The 15515-nt window shown below is 69.2% G+C and carries 18 protein-coding genes; 15 read left to right on the top strand and 3 right to left on the bottom strand.

Translation table 11 applies throughout. The features are described 5' to 3' along the window. Positions 1-340 precede the first annotated feature (340 nt). The 3 genes from RSA25_RS05735 (at position 341) to RSA25_RS05725 (ending at position 1896) form a co-directional block, all read left to right on the top strand. The gene (locus RSA25_RS05735; RefSeq protein ID WP_332807943.1) at positions 341-649 is read left to right on the top strand and encodes a DUF3861 family protein; all 309 of its coding nucleotides are present in this window, start codon (positions 341-343) and stop codon (positions 647-649) included. Positions 650-699: 50 nt separating this feature from the next. Further along, entirely contained in the window at positions 700-1212 is a 513-nt protein-coding gene (locus tag RSA25_RS05730) for a hypothetical protein (protein WP_332807942.1), read from the top strand. Positions 1213-1299: 87 nt separating this feature from the next. Beyond that, positions 1300-1896, top strand: coding sequence for a DUF1439 domain-containing protein (locus RSA25_RS05725; protein ID WP_332807941.1), 597 nt, complete (start codon positions 1300-1302; stop codon positions 1894-1896). A 48-nt stretch (positions 1897-1944) separates the two neighbouring features. On the opposite strand, the gene RSA25_RS05720 is transcribed toward RSA25_RS05725, so the two are convergent. Together RSA25_RS05720 and RSA25_RS05715 are read right to left on the bottom strand one after the other, a co-directional pair. Beyond that, the gene (locus RSA25_RS05720; protein WP_332807940.1) at positions 1945-2487 is read right to left on the bottom strand and encodes a type 1 glutamine amidotransferase domain-containing protein; all 543 of its coding nucleotides are present in this window, start codon (positions 2485-2487) and stop codon (positions 1945-1947) included. A 123-nt stretch (positions 2488-2610) separates the two neighbouring features. Then, positions 2611-3078, bottom strand: coding sequence for an SET domain-containing protein-lysine N-methyltransferase (locus tag RSA25_RS05715; RefSeq protein WP_332807939.1), 468 nt, complete (start codon positions 3076-3078; stop codon positions 2611-2613). 177 nt (positions 3079-3255) lie between these two features. Between RSA25_RS05715 and RSA25_RS05710 the strand changes: the two genes are divergently transcribed. The 6 genes from RSA25_RS05710 to RSA25_RS05685 all read left to right on the top strand — a co-directional run bounded on the left by RSA25_RS05710 (position 3256) and on the right by RSA25_RS05685 (position 9478). Then, positions 3256-3708 (top strand): SUF system Fe-S cluster assembly regulator, encoded by a 453-nt coding sequence (locus RSA25_RS05710; RefSeq protein ID WP_332807938.1) that lies wholly within the window; start codon positions 3256-3258, stop codon positions 3706-3708. A 16-nt stretch (positions 3709-3724) separates the two neighbouring features. Beyond that, a complete protein-coding gene (sufB, locus tag RSA25_RS05705) occupies positions 3725-5200 on the top strand; it encodes a Fe-S cluster assembly protein SufB (RefSeq protein ID WP_332807937.1) in 1476 nt (491 codons plus the stop codon). Positions 5201-5264: 64 nt separating this feature from the next. Then, complete coding sequence (sufC, locus tag RSA25_RS05700; RefSeq protein WP_332807936.1) at positions 5265-6029, top strand: Fe-S cluster assembly ATPase SufC; 765 nt, start codon at positions 5265-5267, stop codon at positions 6027-6029. Next, complete coding sequence (sufD, locus tag RSA25_RS05695) at positions 6029-7291, top strand: Fe-S cluster assembly protein SufD (protein WP_332807935.1); 1263 nt, start codon at positions 6029-6031, stop codon at positions 7289-7291. The genes sufC and sufD overlap by 1 nt, the downstream gene beginning before the upstream one ends. Further along, positions 7288-8544: a cysteine desulfurase gene (locus RSA25_RS05690; protein ID WP_332807934.1), complete on the top strand. Its 1257-nt coding sequence runs from the start codon at positions 7288-7290 to the stop codon at positions 8542-8544. The genes sufD and RSA25_RS05690 overlap by 4 nt, the downstream gene beginning before the upstream one ends. Before the next feature lie 172 nt (positions 8545-8716). After that, positions 8717-9478, top strand: a complete 762-nt coding sequence (locus RSA25_RS05685; protein WP_332807933.1) for an energy transducer TonB — start codon at positions 8717-8719, stop codon at positions 9476-9478. 35 nt (positions 9479-9513) lie between these two features. On the opposite strand, the gene RSA25_RS05680 is transcribed toward RSA25_RS05685, so the two are convergent. After that, positions 9514-10014 (bottom strand): hypothetical protein, encoded by a 501-nt coding sequence (locus RSA25_RS05680; protein WP_332807932.1) that lies wholly within the window; start codon positions 10012-10014, stop codon positions 9514-9516. A gap of 255 nt (positions 10015-10269) precedes the next feature. Here RSA25_RS05680 and RSA25_RS05675 point away from each other — a divergent pair, with 255 nt between their 5' ends. The 6 genes from RSA25_RS05675 (at position 10270) to RSA25_RS05650 (ending at position 15392) form a co-directional block, all read left to right on the top strand. Continuing rightward, complete coding sequence (locus RSA25_RS05675; protein WP_332807931.1) at positions 10270-10806, top strand: GNAT family N-acetyltransferase; 537 nt, start codon at positions 10270-10272, stop codon at positions 10804-10806. After that, positions 10803-11135, top strand: a complete 333-nt coding sequence (locus tag RSA25_RS05670) for a non-heme iron oxygenase ferredoxin subunit (protein WP_332807930.1) — start codon at positions 10803-10805, stop codon at positions 11133-11135. The genes RSA25_RS05675 and RSA25_RS05670 overlap by 4 nt, the downstream gene beginning before the upstream one ends. Before the next feature lie 79 nt (positions 11136-11214). Continuing rightward, the gene (locus tag RSA25_RS05665; protein ID WP_332807929.1) at positions 11215-11607 is read left to right on the top strand and encodes a hypothetical protein; all 393 of its coding nucleotides are present in this window, start codon (positions 11215-11217) and stop codon (positions 11605-11607) included. Positions 11608-11763: 156 nt separating this feature from the next. After that, positions 11764-14085, top strand: coding sequence for a catecholate siderophore receptor Fiu (locus RSA25_RS05660; RefSeq protein WP_332807928.1), 2322 nt, complete (start codon positions 11764-11766; stop codon positions 14083-14085). Positions 14086-14134: 49 nt separating this feature from the next. Continuing rightward, on the top strand, positions 14135-14821 hold the full coding sequence (locus RSA25_RS05655; RefSeq protein ID WP_332807927.1) for a Fe2+-dependent dioxygenase: 687 nt from the start codon (positions 14135-14137) through the stop codon (positions 14819-14821). A 139-nt stretch (positions 14822-14960) separates the two neighbouring features. After that, positions 14961-15392 carry a hypothetical protein gene (locus RSA25_RS05650; protein ID WP_332807926.1) on the top strand — a complete coding sequence of 144 codons (432 nt, stop codon included), beginning with the start codon at positions 14961-14963 and terminating at the stop codon, positions 15390-15392. The last annotated feature ends 123 nt before the right edge of the window (positions 15393-15515 follow it).

Genomic DNA, 15515 nt, shown 5'->3' with positions numbered 1-15515 from the left:
ACGCACAGCCGCCAGCGGCTGGGCCGGGCCGCGGAGCGGGACTTGCAGCGTGTCCCGCACCCCCGCCCGTACCCGCCCTCACACGTAGGGCAACGCGCTCGCCGGCTCGTCGCTCTGTAGCCGTCTTGAACCAATCCCCCATACCCCCATCACAGCGCAACACAGCGTTGCCCAACACAAAAACCAACGCCAGGACGCGCGCAGAACCTGCTGCCACGGCCCTTGGCGGGCCAGCGCCCGCTGCTGGAACGCACAAGGTGGAACACTGCGTGCGACCGCACCCGTCGCTCCCGGCCACGGCCGCCCCTATGGTGGATCCGTCCCCCCAACGCGCGCCGCCATGACCAGCCCTTCCCAGCGTTACCGCATTACCGTCACCCCGATTGAAAAAGACGGCGTGCAGTGCAGTGGCCGCTGCACGATCGAACTGGAACACCGCGCCCAGCAGGACTGGATGCGCCTGCTTGAAGTCGCCCGCCGCCAGACCGGCCTCAGCGGCGACGAACGCGCTGCGGCCATCGTCGCCACCCAGCTCCTGCACGACCTTGCCCAACGCCACGCCCAGGAGCCTGCGCACCCGCTCACCCGCCTGCAACCGCAACTCGGCCAGGTCCTGGACGCCCTGCAGGACATCCAGCACGCCCCCTGAGCCGGTCGCCCCACCGCTACACTCTCCCCTTCCCCGGGGGAGAGACTGCCATGCGCCGTGCCTTGTTCCTGCTGCCGCTCCTGCTCGGCGGCTGTTCCTGCCAACGTGATACCGGCCAGGACCGTCCGCCCGCCCACGCCGCCGCCGATCCCGCGCAGGACCCCGCCAGCGACCCGACGCTCGCCGATATTCCCGTGCCCGTCCTCAGCGCCGTCGCCGCCGGCGCCGACAACGAAGGCAAGGTCGTGCGCCAGTATCTCAACGCCGTCATGCGCGGCGATCGCAGCGCCGCCGACGCGTACTGGAGTGGCAGCCACAGTGCCAGCGGCGCCGATGCCGCCCTGCGCGACCTCCCCGGCCTGCGCACCCTGCGCGTGGACACCGGCCTGCCCATCGCGCGCGACGACGAAACCCCCTCCCGGCTGCGCGAAGTGCCCGTCAACATCCGTGCCGCCACCCACGACGGCGTGCAGCGCTATACCGGCTGGTACCGCCTGCGCCCCAGGCCCGATGGCAGTGGCTGGGAAATCTTTGCCGCCTCCCTGCAACCGGTGCTCGACTGAGCCGCGCCCGGTCAACGCGCGCGGCGTCCAAGCTGGATTCAGCCGAAGGCGCTATCGTTGGCCTCTCACCTTCCCCGGCATGACCCCATGAACGCACGCCCGCTGTTGACCCGCCTCGCCGCCTGCACCGTGCTCATCGCCGCCGCCGTCGGCGCCCAGGCCGCCCCCAGCGTCTCCGGCCGCCAGCTCTCGGTCGGTGCCAGCGACGTCCAGCAGTATCTGGATGGCAGTTTCCCGCGCACCCAGGACGCGCTGGGCGGCCTGATCGCCATGACCATGAGCCATCCCAAGCTCACCCTGCCGCAGGGCAACCGGCTCGATCTCGGCTTCGACGTGGCCATGGCCACCGCCGGCAGTGCGCCGGCCGCGCTGGGCAAGGTCAAGCTGAGCAGCGGTCTGCGCTATGACGCCCAGACCCAAGGCTTCCACCTGGACCAGCCCACGGTGGATGACTTCACCCCGGCCAACAATGGCGGCCGCCTCGATTCGCGCACGCGCGGCCTGCTCAATGCCTGGCTGACCGACTACGCGCGCCGCGAGCCGATCTACAAGATCGACCCCACCGTGGCCAGCGTGCTCGGCGCGCTGCAGGTGCAGTCGGCCCAGGTGCAGAACGGCAAGCTGGTGGTCACCTTCAACCAGGACCTGGGCGCCCTCGTCCCGGCAGGCGTACTCGGCCGGTAATACCGATCGTCACCCGTGGGTGCCGACCGTGGGTCGGCACCCCGCCACTCACCCTACCAACGCCTTCCCCACCGCATCGGCAAAGGCCGGAATATCATCCGGTTTGCGGCTGGTGATCAGGTTGCCGTCCACCACCACCTCGGCATCGCGCCATTGCGCCCCGGCATTGCCCAGGTCGGTCTTCAGCGACGGCCACGAGGTCACCGCACGGCCCTTGGCCAACCCGGATTCCACCAGCAACCACGGCCCGTGGCAGATCGCGGCGACCGGCTTGCCACTGGCGCCAAAGGCCTGGATGAAGGCCACCGCCTGCGCATCGATGCGCAGCGCATCGGGATTGATCACCCCGCCCGGCAGCACCAGGGCGTCGTAGGCATCGGCACGGGCGCTGGCCAGCGGCTGGTCGACCGCCACCTGTTCGCCCCAGTCCTTGTCCTTCCAGCCGCGGATCGTCGCGCTGTCGCCGGGCGCGATCACCGTGGTGGTGGCGCCCCAGGATTCCAGCAGCCGCTTGGGCTCCTGCAGTTCGGACTGTTCAAAACCGTCGGTGGCCAGGATCGCCACGTTCTTTCCGTCGAGTGCGTGTGCCATGGAAGGCTCCAGTGAAAGGAGCCTCCAGTCTGCGCAGGCACGCATTGGGCAGCGGTGACCGGCATGTGCACGGCGCGTCGGCAGTCACACCGCCGCGCTCGTGGCGGGCCGCCCGCCGCGTGCTCAGCGCTTGGGCTGCAGCATCGTCCCGGTGCACTTCTTCGCACCGCAGCGGCATTCCCAGATCTTCTTCAGGCGCGCGGTGTGGCGCTCGGCCAGGGTGATGCCGTAGTTGTAGGTCAGCTCGTCGCCGGGCTGGATGTCCTTGATCGCCTCGATGAACACCTTGTCCTCGCGGCGGTCGTCGCCCTCGGCTTCCTCGATCACCGCCTCGCAGTTGGGCGCGCAGCTGTGGTTCAACCAGCGCGCGTCATTGCCCTTGTAGTTGGCATCGATCACGTAATCATCGTTCAGCGTGAACAGGAAGGTATGACCGCTTTCCACGTCCCCGGTATCATCGGCATCCACGTCGGCGTGGCTGCGCAGCAGCCCCTTGTACTGGATGACCCGCTCGCCCTGCTTGATCGGCGCCAGCGCGAACACGCCGTTGCCGTGGATGGAGGACTTGCGGGCTTGGATCTTCTTGGGCATGTGGCTGGCCGTTGCGGAAGGGGTGGGTTCGATTCTCGCTTAATCTTTGTGATTGCCAAAGCGATGCCCTCCCCCGGCCCTCCGTGGCCGGACCCGGAACGCCCCTGAACGGGGTGGGTTGGATGCCCGGGGATAAAAGCGTACAATTTCAGTCCGCTTTACGGCTCTGCCCTCCCCATGCTCCGCGTTACCAAGCTCACCGATTACGCCACCGTCGTGTTGACCGTGCTCGCCGCCCGTCCGGGCGAGGTGCTCAGTGCGACCGAACTGGCCGAGTTCGCCAGCCTCGAACCGCCCACCGTCAGCAAGCTGCTCAAGCCGCTGGCCCAGGCCGGGCTGGTCGAAGGCCTGCGCGGCGTCCGCGGCGGCTACCGGCTGACCCGCCCGGCCGCCCAGATCACCCTGTTCGAGATCGTGGAAGCCATGGAGGGCCCGCTGGGCCTGACCGAGTGCGCCCACGACCACAGCCAGTGCGGACGCGAGCTGCAGTGCGGCGCGCGCAGCAGCTGGCGGTTGATCAACGACGTGGTGTCCGAAGCACTGCGCGCGGTCAGCCTGGCGCAGATCCTGCCCCCTCTTCCCCTTGTTGACGCCCCCCGCCGCGTGATCGCGGCGGATGTCGTCTCCTGATCCACAGGCAGCCCCCATGGCCACCGATATCCTCGACACCGTCGCCCCCGGCGATACCCCCAACCGCGAGATCCACGAGCAGCTCGGCCGCAAGTATGCGGCGGGCTTCATCACCGAGATCGAATCGGATTCGCTGCCGCCCGGCCTGGACGAGGACACCATCCGTGCCCTGTCGGCCAAGAAGGACGAGCCGGAATGGATGACGCAGTGGCGCCTGGACGCCTACCGTCACTTCCTGACCATGCCGATGCCGGACTGGGCCAAGCTGCAGATCGCCGCGATCGACCTGCAGGCGCTCAGCTACTACTCCGCGCCCAAGGGGCCCAAGTACGCCTCGCTGGACGAGGTGCCCAAGGAGCTGCTGGACACCTACGACAAGCTGGGCGTGCCGCTGCACGAGCGCGCCAAGCTGGCCGGCGTGGCCGTGGATGCGGTGTTCGATTCGGTTTCGGTGGGCACCACCTTCCGCAAGGAACTGGCCGAGAAGGGCGTGATCTTCTGCTCCATGTCCGAAGCCATCAAGGAACACCCGGAGCTGGTCAGGCAGTACCTGGGCACCGTGGTGCCGGTGGGCGACAACTACTTTGCCGCGCTCAACTCGGCGGTGTTCTCCGATGGCAGCTTCGTGTTCATCCCCCGGGGCGTGCGTTGCCCGATGGAACTGAGCACCTACTTCCGCATCAACGCCGGCCACACCGGGCAGTTCGAGCGCACCCTGATCATCTGCGAGGACAAGGCCTACGTGTCCTACCTGGAAGGCTGCACCGCGCCGATGCGCGATGAGAACCAGCTGCACGCCGCGGTGGTCGAGCTGGTCGCGCTGGACGATGCCGAGATCAAGTACTCCACGGTGCAGAACTGGTACCCGGGCGATGAGAACGGCGTGGGCGGCATCTACAACTTCGTCACCAAGCGTGCCGAATGCCGGGGCGCGCGCAGCAAGGTCACCTGGACCCAGGTCGAGACCGGCTCGGCGATCACCTGGAAGTACCCCTCCTGCGTGCTGCTGGGCGACGATTCGGTGGGCGAGTTCCACTCGGTGGCCCTCACCCATCATCGCCAGCAGGCCGACACCGGCACCAAGATGATCCACGTCGGCAAGCGCACCAAGAGCAAGATCGTCAGCAAGGGCATCAGCGCCGGCCGTGGCCAGAACACCTACCGCGGCCTGGTCAAGGTGGACCGCAATGCCGACGGCGCGCGCAACTACACCCAGTGCGATTCGCTGCTGATCGGCAAGACCTCCGGCGCCCACACCTTCCCGTACATCGAGGTCAAGAACCCGAGCGCGACGGTGGAGCACGAGGCCACCACCTCCAAGATCTCCGACGACCAGCTGTTCTATTGCCGCGCCCGCGGCATCGACCAGGAAAACGCGGTCTCGATGATCGTCGACGGCTTCTGCAAGCAGGTCTTCCGCGAGCTGCCGATGGAGTTTGCGGTGGAAGCCAAGAAGCTGCTGGAAGTCTCGCTGGAAGGCTCGGTCGGGTAATCACCCACCCGCCTTCGTTTGACATTACAGCCACGCACGCGTGGCGCTACCCCGGATTCGTATCATGCTGAAGATTGAAAACCTCCACGCCCGCATCGGCGAAAAAGAAATCCTCAAGGGCCTGTCGCTGGACGTGAAGCCCGGCCAGGTGCACGCCATCATGGGCCCCAACGGCGCCGGCAAGTCCACCTTGGGCAACGTGCTGGCCGGCCGTGAAGGCTATGACGTCAGCGAAGGCAGCGTGCAGTTCGAAGGCCGTGACCTGCTTGAGCTGGCGCCGGAAGAACGCGCCGCCGCCGGCCTGTTCCTGGCCTTCCAGTACCCGGTGGAAATCCCCGGCGTGAACAACACCTACTTCCTGCGCGCCGCGCTCAACGCCCAGCGCAAGGCGCGCGGCGAGGAAGAACTGGATTCGATGCAGTTCCTCAAGCTGGTGCGGCAGAAGCTGGCCGTGCTGCACCTCAAGGACGAACTGCTGCATCGCGGCGTCAACGAAGGCTTCTCCGGTGGCGAGAAGAAGCGCAACGAGATCTTCCAGCTGGCGGTGCTCGAGCCGAAGCTGGCCATCCTGGATGAAACCGATTCGGGCCTGGACATCGACGCGCTCAAGAGCGTGGCCGACGGCGTCAACGCGCTGCGCTCGCCGGATCGCTCGTTCCTGGTCATCACCCACTACCAGCGCCTGCTCGACTACATCAAGCCGGACGTGGTGCACGTGCTGGCCGATGGCAGGATCGTGCAGAGCGGCGGCCCGGAACTGGCCCTGGAACTGGAAGCCCACGGCTACCACTTCCTGAAGGACCGCGTGGTGCCGGAGGCAGCGGTCTGATGAGCGTCCTGCTGGATTCCCTCGCCAGCGGCTTCGGCGGCAGCGACGCGCGTCGCGCCGAACTGGACGCCGCCCTGCAGGCCGGCCTGCCCGGCCCGCGCACCGAAGCCTGGAAGTACACCTCGCTGCGCCAGCTGGAGCGGCGCAGTTTCAGCCCCGCGCCGCTGACCGGCGCCGATGTCGATCCCGCGCTGTTGGCCGACATCCCGTCGCCGCGCCTGGTGTTCGTCAACGGCCGCCCCGCCGAGGCACTGAGCGACCTGTCGGCCCTGCCGGCCGGGGTGCAGGTGCAGACCCTGTCCGCGGCGCTGGCCGCCGGCGACGACGCCCTGCGCTTCCTGGGCCGGCGCTTCGAGCGCAGCGAGGAAGTGTTCGCCCGCCTCAATGCCGCCCTCGCCGACGAAGGCGTGGTGGTGCGCGTGGACGAAGACGCACAGGTCGCCCTGCCGCTGCAGCTGGTGTTCGTCAGCGTGGCCGGCAGCGCCGACCTGGCCTGGCACCATCGCCACCTGGTCGAGCTGCGCCGTGGCGCCGCCCTGGGCGTGGTCGAGCACCACCTGCATGTCGGCGACGCCGCGCACCTGGGCAACACCCTGGTGCACGTGCACCTGGCCCAGGATGCGGTGCTCTCGCACGCCCGCGTGCAGGCCGACAGCGCGCGCGGCACCAGCCTGCTGCGCACCGACGCGGTGCTGGCCCGCAACGCGCAGTACCGTCGCATCGACCTGGAACTGGGCGCTGCGCTCAGCCGTCACGAACTCAACGTGCGCCTGGAAGGCGATACCGCCCAGCTGACCGCCAATGGCGTGTTGCTCGGCAATGCCCGCCGCCACGTGGACACGCGCCTGGGCATCGAGCACATCGGCCGCGATACCGCCTCGCAGATGGTCTGGCGCGGCGTGGCCGCCCAGCGCAGCCGCGTGGTGTTCCATGGCGGCATCCACATCCGCGCCGGCGCCGACGGCACCGATGCCAACCTGTCCAACAAGAACCTGCTGCTCTCGGCCGATGCGGAGATCGATACCCAGCCCACGCTGGTGATCGACGCCGACGAAGTGAAGGCCGCCCACGGTGCCACCGTCGGCCAGCTCGATGCCAACGCGCTGTTCTACCTGCGCTCGCGCGGCCTGCCCGCCGACCAGGCCCAGCAGCTGCTCAGCGCCGCGTTCTGCCATGAGCCGCTGAATGCACTGGATGCGCGCCTGACCGGGCAGTTGCGCCACCAGCTCGACCTGGCCCTGGCCCGGGCGGGCGTGGCATGAACCTGTCCACCCCGCGCCCGGCCGCCGACACCACGGTGGCCCCGGACTGGGATCGCGTGCGCCTGGATTTCCCGCTGTTGATGCGCGAAGTGCACGGCAAGCCGCTGGTCTATTTCGACAACGCCAACACCGGCCAGAAGCCGGTGCAGGTGATCGGCGCGGTGGATGAGTTCTACCGCCGCTACAACGCCAACGTCAGCCGCGCCGTGCACGCGTTGGGCACCGAGGCCACCGACGCCTACGAAGGCGCGCGGACCAAGCTGGCACGCTTCCTCAACGTGCGCGCCAACGAGCTGGTGCTGTGCAGTGGCACCACCTTCGCGCTCAACCTGGTGGCCTACTCGTGGGCGTTGCCGCGCCTGAAGGCCGGTGATGTCATCCTGGTCTCGCGCATGGAACACCATGCCAACATCGTGCCGTGGCAGCTGGTGGCCGAGCGCACCGGCGCCACGATCCGCGTGGCCGAGATCACCCCCGACGGCGCGCTGGACCTGGATGCCCTGCGCAAGGCGATGACCGCCGAGGTCAAGCTGCTGGCGGTGGCCCACGTCTCCAATGTGCTGGGCACGGTCAACCCGGTCCGCGAGATCTGCCGGGAAGCGCGCAGGCGCGGCATCGTCACCGTGGTCGACGGCTCCCAGGCCGTACCGCACCGCAAGGTCGACGTGGCCGCGATCGGCTGCGACTTCTATGCCATCACCGGCCACAAGATGTGTGGCCCCACCGGCACCGGCGCACTGTGGGCACGCCGCGAGCACCTCGACGCGATGCCGCCGTTCATCGGCGGCGGCGAGATGATCAAGGAAGTCAGCTTCGAGGGCACCGTGTTCAACGAGGCCCCGCACAAGTTCGAGGCCGGCACGCCCAACATCGCCGGCTTCATCGGGCTGGGCGTGGCCGTGGATTACCTGGACACGCTGGGCCTGGACCACGTGGAAGCCCGCGAGACCGAGCTGCTGGCGCACTTCAACGAAGAGCTGGGCAAGATCGAGGGGCTGCGCATCTTCGGCACCACGCCGGACAAGGCGGCCGTGGTGTCCTTCCTGGTCGAGGGCGCGCATTCGCACGACCTGGCCACCCTGCTGGACCTGGAAGGCGTCGCCGTGCGCTCGGGCCAGCATTGCGCGCACCCGCTGCTGCAGTACTACGGCGTGGCCGCTACGTGCCGTGCTTCGCTGGCGTTCTACAACACGCACGCGGAGATCGAGCGCTTCATCGTGGCCTTGAACAAGGTGCGCAAGCTGCTGGGCTGACCGCCGCCGACGCCTGGCTGCCCCGGAACGCCGCGAGGGATCGCGGCGTTCTGCGTTCCGGTGGGCCGGCCGCTGGCGCATACCCGCCGCGCGCCGGCGCCACCACCTGGCGTCACAGCTCCCCCTCGCCGATATGCGACAATGCGAATACTTCTCATTTGCGCACTTGGCGATGTCGTCCGTTCCCCCCCGCACCGGCCTGCTGCGTGTCGGTTCGCCGTTGCCGCCCCGTCGCCAGCGGTTCGCTGACCGCCATGCGCACGCCCTGGCCGCCGGCATCACACTGCTGGCCCATGTCGGCGCCTTCGCTGCGCTGCTCTGGACGCACGCCACGTGGCCGGTCTCCCTGCCGCCGCCACCGGCCGAACGTACCCAGTTGATCCTGCTGCCCCCGAGCGCGCCGGAAGTGCCGCTGGAAGACATCGTTGCGCCCACCCCCAGCACCGCCGCGGCCGTGCTCAAACAACCGCCCCAACCGCCGCGCCCGCTGCCGCCCACGCCACCGCGTGCCGACGCCAACTGGATCATCCCGCCGCCCACGCCGCCGCAACCGCGCGTGGATGCGCTGGCCCCGCAGCAGCAGGAGGCCTCGGTCGCCGCCGCGCCGCCCAGCCCGCCGCTGCCCACCGGCCCCAGCGTGACCACGCCCGGCCGCGACAGCTGGGAGGGCCGGGTCATGGCGCGCCTGGAGCGCTTCCGCCGCTATCCCAATGCCGCGCGCGCGCGCCGCCAGGAAGGCATCGCTCAGCTCCGGGTCAGCGTCGCCCGCGATGGCAGCCTGCTGCACCTGTCGCTGGAACAGAGCTCCGGTTTCGCCCTGCTCGACCAGGCCGCGCTGGATACCTTCCGCCGCGCTGCGCCGCTCCCCAAGGTGCCCGGCGAGCGGCCGGCACCGGTGGAACTGTCCTTCCCGGTGGAATTCTTCATGCGTTGACGGACGCACCGCCCGCGGCGGCCGGTCTGCAACGGTTACGCGGCCGGCGCCGCCATCGCATCGGCGGCCGACGGGGTGAGCGGGCGATGGCTGCATGAGAAGCCGGCGAAGGTGACCACGTATCCCCCGCCATCCTCGAACAACACCCGGTGTTCGAAGCGCTCCGCCTCCAGCAGCGCGAACTCGTGCACCAGCACGTCCACGCCCGGGCGTTCCAGCGGGAACGACTCCTGCAGGCGATAGCCGGACACCCCGGTGTAGACGATCACGAGCTCGCCCGCGAATGCCTGGTCGAGGAACACCACCTCCAGCCGCACCGTCGCCCCGTCGCTCCCGTCCACGGACGATTTGATCACCGTAAACGACGACATCCGCGCATCGTGCAGCGACCCCGCCCCCTGCAGGTCGTAACGGTCCACGTCCAGCGCGAAGGCGCGCAGGGCCGGCGGCAGCGCGGGGGCTATTTCCCGCAGATAGTCGAAATACGGCCCGAACTGCCAGGCCGATCCATCATTGAAAACCCGCTGCAACTCCATCCGCTGTGCTTCCCTGCCATGCCTGCCTGGCATGATAAGGCGCCTGACGCATGCGCGGCTGGCCGCTCCGCCGCGCGCGGCACGCCGTCAGTAATGGCCACCGCACGCCCACCCATCGGGCTCAGCGAAGGGCGCATACGTGCAGGTGTTCCGGCCTGGACCGCCGTATCCGAAGTCCAGGCTGTAGCTGTGCCCGACCCCCCGCATGAACGACCGCCCCTCCCCTCCGCGTGCGCCCCCGCCTAGAATGCAGGCATGAGCACCCTGACCTACCGCGCGGCCACTGCCGCCGACATTCCCGCCCTGATCACCCTGGTCACCTCGGCCTACCGTGGCGACGCCAGCCGTGCCGGCTGGACCACCGAAGCGGACCTGCTGGACGGCGCCCGCATCGACGCGCAGGGCCTGCAGGCCGACCTGGCCCGGCCGCGTTCGACCATCCTGCTGGCCGAGCGTGACGGCCGGCTGCTGGCCTGTGCCCACGTGGCCGACGACAACGGCAAGGGCTATTTCGGCATGTTCTCGGTCGACCCCGCCCAGCAGGGCGGCGGCATCGGCAAGCAGCTGATGGACGCCGCCGAGGCCCACGCCGCCCGCGAGTGGGGCGTGCCGGTGATGCAGATGACCGTGATCGACGTGCGCGACGAGCTGATCGCCTTCTACGAGCGCCGCGGCTACGCGCGCACCGGCATCAAGAAGCCCTTCCCCTATGGCGATGAACGCTTCGGCATCCCCAAGCGCGACGACCTGCGCTTCGAGATCCTGGAAAAGCCGCTGGCGGCGCAGGCGTGAGCGACACCTGGACCTTCGTCTGCGCCAGCGCCGACCTGCTGCCGGGCGAGATGAAAAGCACGTTCGATGAGGTCACCGGCACCCCGATCGTGGTGTTCAACCTGGACGGCGAGCTGTACGCGCTGGAAGACCAGTGCACCCACGATGAGTTCGAACTGTCCTCGGGCACCTTCGATACCGCCGAAGCCAGCATCGAATGCGTGCTGCACGGGGCCCGCTTCGACATCCGCGACGGCCGTGCCCTGTGCGCCCCGGCCTATTCGCCGGTGGCCCGGTTCCCGGTCAAGCGCGAACACGACGGGGTCTGGACCCGCGACGACCGCGACTGAACAGCGGCGTTTTGAAAATGGGAATTACTAGCATTACCATGTGCGCCGCGGCCGCCCGGCCGCGCCTGCCGGTTCCCTTGTGTCCTCCAGCCGTTCCGCCATCGGTATCGCCGCCCTGTGGGCTACGCTCTGCGTGGTCCTGCTGGCGGCCGGCTGGCTGAAGCCCGGGGCGCTCGCGCCGCACCAGGCCCTGGCAGATGCCACCTTGGCCGCCGAACCGGCCCAGGCCCAAGGTGCCACCAGCGCGCCTACCCTGCCCTCGGCCCCGGCCCCGGAGATCCCGGCCAGCGAGCCGGGCGCGGCTGCCGAAGGCGGTGCCGACCCGCACGCCGACCCCGCCACCGTGACCCTGCGCCTGCGGCGCACCGCTTGGGTGGCGGTAGTGCCGCTGTGGCCGGCCGATGCGCTGGCCTGGCAGCGCATGGAACCGTCGCTGCGGCTCAACCCCGGCCACGCCCCTCCCCACGCCTGATCCGGCCGCCACGCACCGCGTGGTGGTCCCGCCCCGCCTGCGCCCCGCGCAGCCGGCGGCTGCGCCTGTTCCCCTGCGCTGCATGTCGTTCTGGTCGGCCCGCCCGATCGCCGCATGCCCCTGCTGCACTTCCCTCGCCCTTCTGGACCGTTCTCCATGATCAAGAGCCGCAAGCACTCCCCCTCTTCGCGCAGCGCCGCCTGTCTGGCCACCGCCGGGCTGGTCACCGGGCTGAGCCTGGCCGCGTTGCCCGGCAGCGCCCTCGCCCAGTCCGGCAGCGCCTCGCCGCAGACCCTGGACCAGGTGCACGTGCTGGGGGTGCGCGGCTACAAGGCCGACAAGATCGCCTCGCCCAAGTTCACCCAGTCGCTGCAGGACACCCCGCAGACCGTGCAGGTGATCACCGCCGACCTGTTCAACCAGCAGGGTGCCACCACGCTGACCGATGCCCTGCGCAACAGCCCGGGCGTGGGGACGTTCTACGTGGGCGAAAACGGCAACACCAATACCGGCGACAGCATCTTCATGCGCGGCTTCGACACGTCCAGCAGCATCTTCGTCGATGGCGTGCGCGACATCGGCTCGATCTCGCGCGATGTGTTCAACACCGAGCAGGTGGAAGTGGCCAAGGGACCGGCCGGTACCGACAACGGCCGCTCCGCGCCCACGGGCGCGATCAACATGGTGAGCAAGCAGGCCACCCTGCACGACGCGGTGTCCGGCACCGTCTCGGCGGGCACCGACGGCCAGGCACGCACCACCGCCGACTGGAACCAGACCCTGGGGGCGACCAGCGCCCTGCGGCTCAACGCCATGTGGCAGGACAACGACCAGCCCGGCCGCGACCACGTCAACAACAGCCGCTGGGGCATCGCGCCGTCGCTTGCCTTCGGCCTGGGCACCGCCACCCGTTACTACCTGAACCTGCTTTACGTGGAACAGGACAACGTGCCCGACGGCGGCGTCCCCACGCTCGGCCTGCCGGGCTGGACCCCGCAACCCACGCTCGAGCAGCTGGCTGGCCACCCGGTGGATCCGGAGAATTTCTACGGTACCCGTGCCGACCACGACGATGTCACCGCGAAGATGGCCACCTTCCGCATCGAGCACGACATCAACGACAACGTGCGCCTGACCAATACCGCACGCTGGGGACGCACCGACCAGGACTACATGCTGACCGCCTTCATGGGCACCGGCACCCGCGGCGGCAATGGTGCGCCGACCGGCAACATCCGCTACACCACGGCCGCCGACCTGGGCAGCTACACCCTGGCGCGCAGCCTGCCGACCTTCAAGGACCAGCAGAACACCATCCTGACCGACCAGCTCAACCTGCGCGCCGACTTCGCCACCGGTGCGATCGCGCACAACCTGAGCGCCGGCCTGGAGTTCACCCGCGAAGAACTGAAGAGTTTCGGCCAGGCCGCCACCGGCGGCAGCGTGTGGTCGGCGGCCAACCTGTACGCACCGGACTGGAATGCCACCGGCCTGACCTGGGCCCACAATGGCGCCGACAGCCACGGCAAGACCACCACGTCCTCGGCCTACCTGTTCGACACGCTCAACATTGGCGAGAGCTTCCTGCTCACCGCCGGCCTGCGTGCGGACCACTACAAGACCGAGTACCAGAGCGCGGCGGTCTGCGGCGGGCGCGGCCCGGCGTGTGGCAGCAATCCCGTCGGCACGGTGATCGGCAATCCGTCGCTGTCGCAGTCGGACACGCTGCTCAACTGGAAGGTCGGCGCGGTATACAAGGTGGATGACCTGGTCAGCCTGTATGCCAACTACGCCATCTCCCAGCAGCCCCCCGGCGGCAGCAATTTCCAGCTGAGCAGCTCGGCCAGCAGCGCCGACAATCCCCGCCTGGATCCGCAGAAGGCGAAGACGTTCGAGGTGGGCACCAAGTGGAGCTTCCTGGACGACGCACTGGCCTTCAACGTGGCGCTGTTCAAGACCGAGGTCAGCAACGAGATCAACACGCAGGTGCTCGATGACGCCGGCAACCCGACCCAGACCGGCAAGAAGTCGGTGCAGGGCATCGAGGTGTCCACGGTAGGCCGCATCACCGACAACTGGTCGGTGAGCGCCGGCTACAGCCACCTGGATACCGAAGTGGAGGAAGGCGCGAACGTGGCCGCCGACGGTACCCGCAACCTCACCTACACGCCGGGCGATACCTTCACCAGCTGGACCAGCTACACCCTCCCGTTCGGCCTCACCCTGGGGGGCGGCGTCCGCTATGCCGGCCAGATGCACCGCGGGACCGACGGCGCGGTGGGCACCCCGGCCTTCACCAAGTCCTACACGGTCTACGATGCCGTGGCCTCGTACACCATCAACCCGCACCTGGTGCTGCGCTTGAACGCCTACAACCTGTTCGACAAGCAGTACGTGGCCGCGATCAACAAGAGCGGGTACCGTTACACCCCGGGCGCGCCGCGCTCGTTCCTGCTCAGCGCCGACTACCGCTTCTGATGCGTGTACGGCGCGGGGAGGCCCCCCGCGCCGCACAGAGGATCCCACCATGCTGCTGCATGTCCCAGACGTACTTTCCGCCGATGAACTGGCCCATCTGCAGCGCGCGCTTGCGGCGGCGGACTGGGCCGATGGCCGCGAAACGGTGGGAGCGCAGGGCGCGCAGGTCAAGCGCAACCAGCAACTGGCCGATGCCTCACCCCTGAAGGCCGAACTGGGCCGGGTGGTGCTGGCGGCACTGGAGCGGCACCCGCTGTTCTTTGCCGCAGCGCTGCCGCTGCGGATCCTGCCGCCGCGCTTCAACCGCTACCAGGGCGGTGGCGAGTACGGCCTGCATGTCGACGGCGCGGTGATGATCACCGGCCACGGCGAACAGCGTTCCCACCTCCGTTCCGATGTGTCCTGCACCCTGTTCCTGAGCCCACCCGACGCCTATGACGGCGGCGAGCTGGTGGTCAGCGACACCTATGGCGAGCACGAAGTGAAACTGCCTGCCGGCGACCTGGTGGTCTACCCGTCCAGCAGCCTGCACCGGGTCAACGCGGTGACACGGGGCGCCCGGCTTGCCTCGTTCTTCTGGGTACAGAGCATGGTCCGCGACGACAGCGCGCGGCGCATGTTGCTGGAGATGGACAGCGCCATCGAGACGCTGCGCAGCGGTGGTGCGGATGCGGCCGCGGTGCTGCAGCTCACCGGCGTTTATCACAACCTGCTGCGCCGCTGGAGCGAGGTCTGATCGCACCGGCGCCGGTGCCGCGGTCACGCCAGCGCCCTTAATCGCAAATCATTCCCATTTGCACCCGGTAACGCATCTCACTACAATTCGGCGCGTTGCGTTCCGGAGGCCCGGGTCGCCGTCAACCGGACTTGCCCCTTTGCGCCACCCCCACCGCCACCGCAGCTTTGCCCCCGCCATGCGCGGGCAGCGACCGGCGTTGGCGAGCGTGCTGGCGTGGCTGGCCCTGCTGGCGATGCTGTTCACCGGCCTGCCGGTGCTCGAGCGCACCCTGTCCGGCAGCGCCGCGCTGGTGCTGCAGCAACCGGCGGAAGACCGCCCGGCCAGTGGGGGCGAAACCACGCCCCAGGAAGAAACACCCGCCAAGCCACGGCGCACGGCCGCGGCCCGCACCGCCTCGGCGCCGCAGCCGCCGCGCCTGCAACCGCAGGACGCGCTGTACAGCCTGATGGCCAGCCTGGTGGCACGGCCGCCGCAGGCCTCCCCCGCCATCGTGTCGGCGCCGGCCACGCCGTTGCCCGCCGCCCCCGGGCTGCGCGTCCAGCGCGGCCAGGCGCCCCCGCCGGGCTGATCCCGCGCATCGCCTGCGGCGCCATCGCGCCGTCGATGCCAGTCGCCGTCTGCCTGCCCGCCCTGCGGGCCTGTCCCTGATCCCGTTGTGCGTGGCGTGGCCTGCCGGCCGCGCCGGCGCGCG

It is taken from the genome of Stenotrophomonas sp. (assembly GCF_036662295.1).
Lineage (GTDB): Bacteria > Pseudomonadota > Gammaproteobacteria > Xanthomonadales > Xanthomonadaceae > Stenotrophomonas.
Note: the sequence above shows the minus strand (reverse complement) of the source record. Positions and strands in the feature narration are given on the sequence as shown.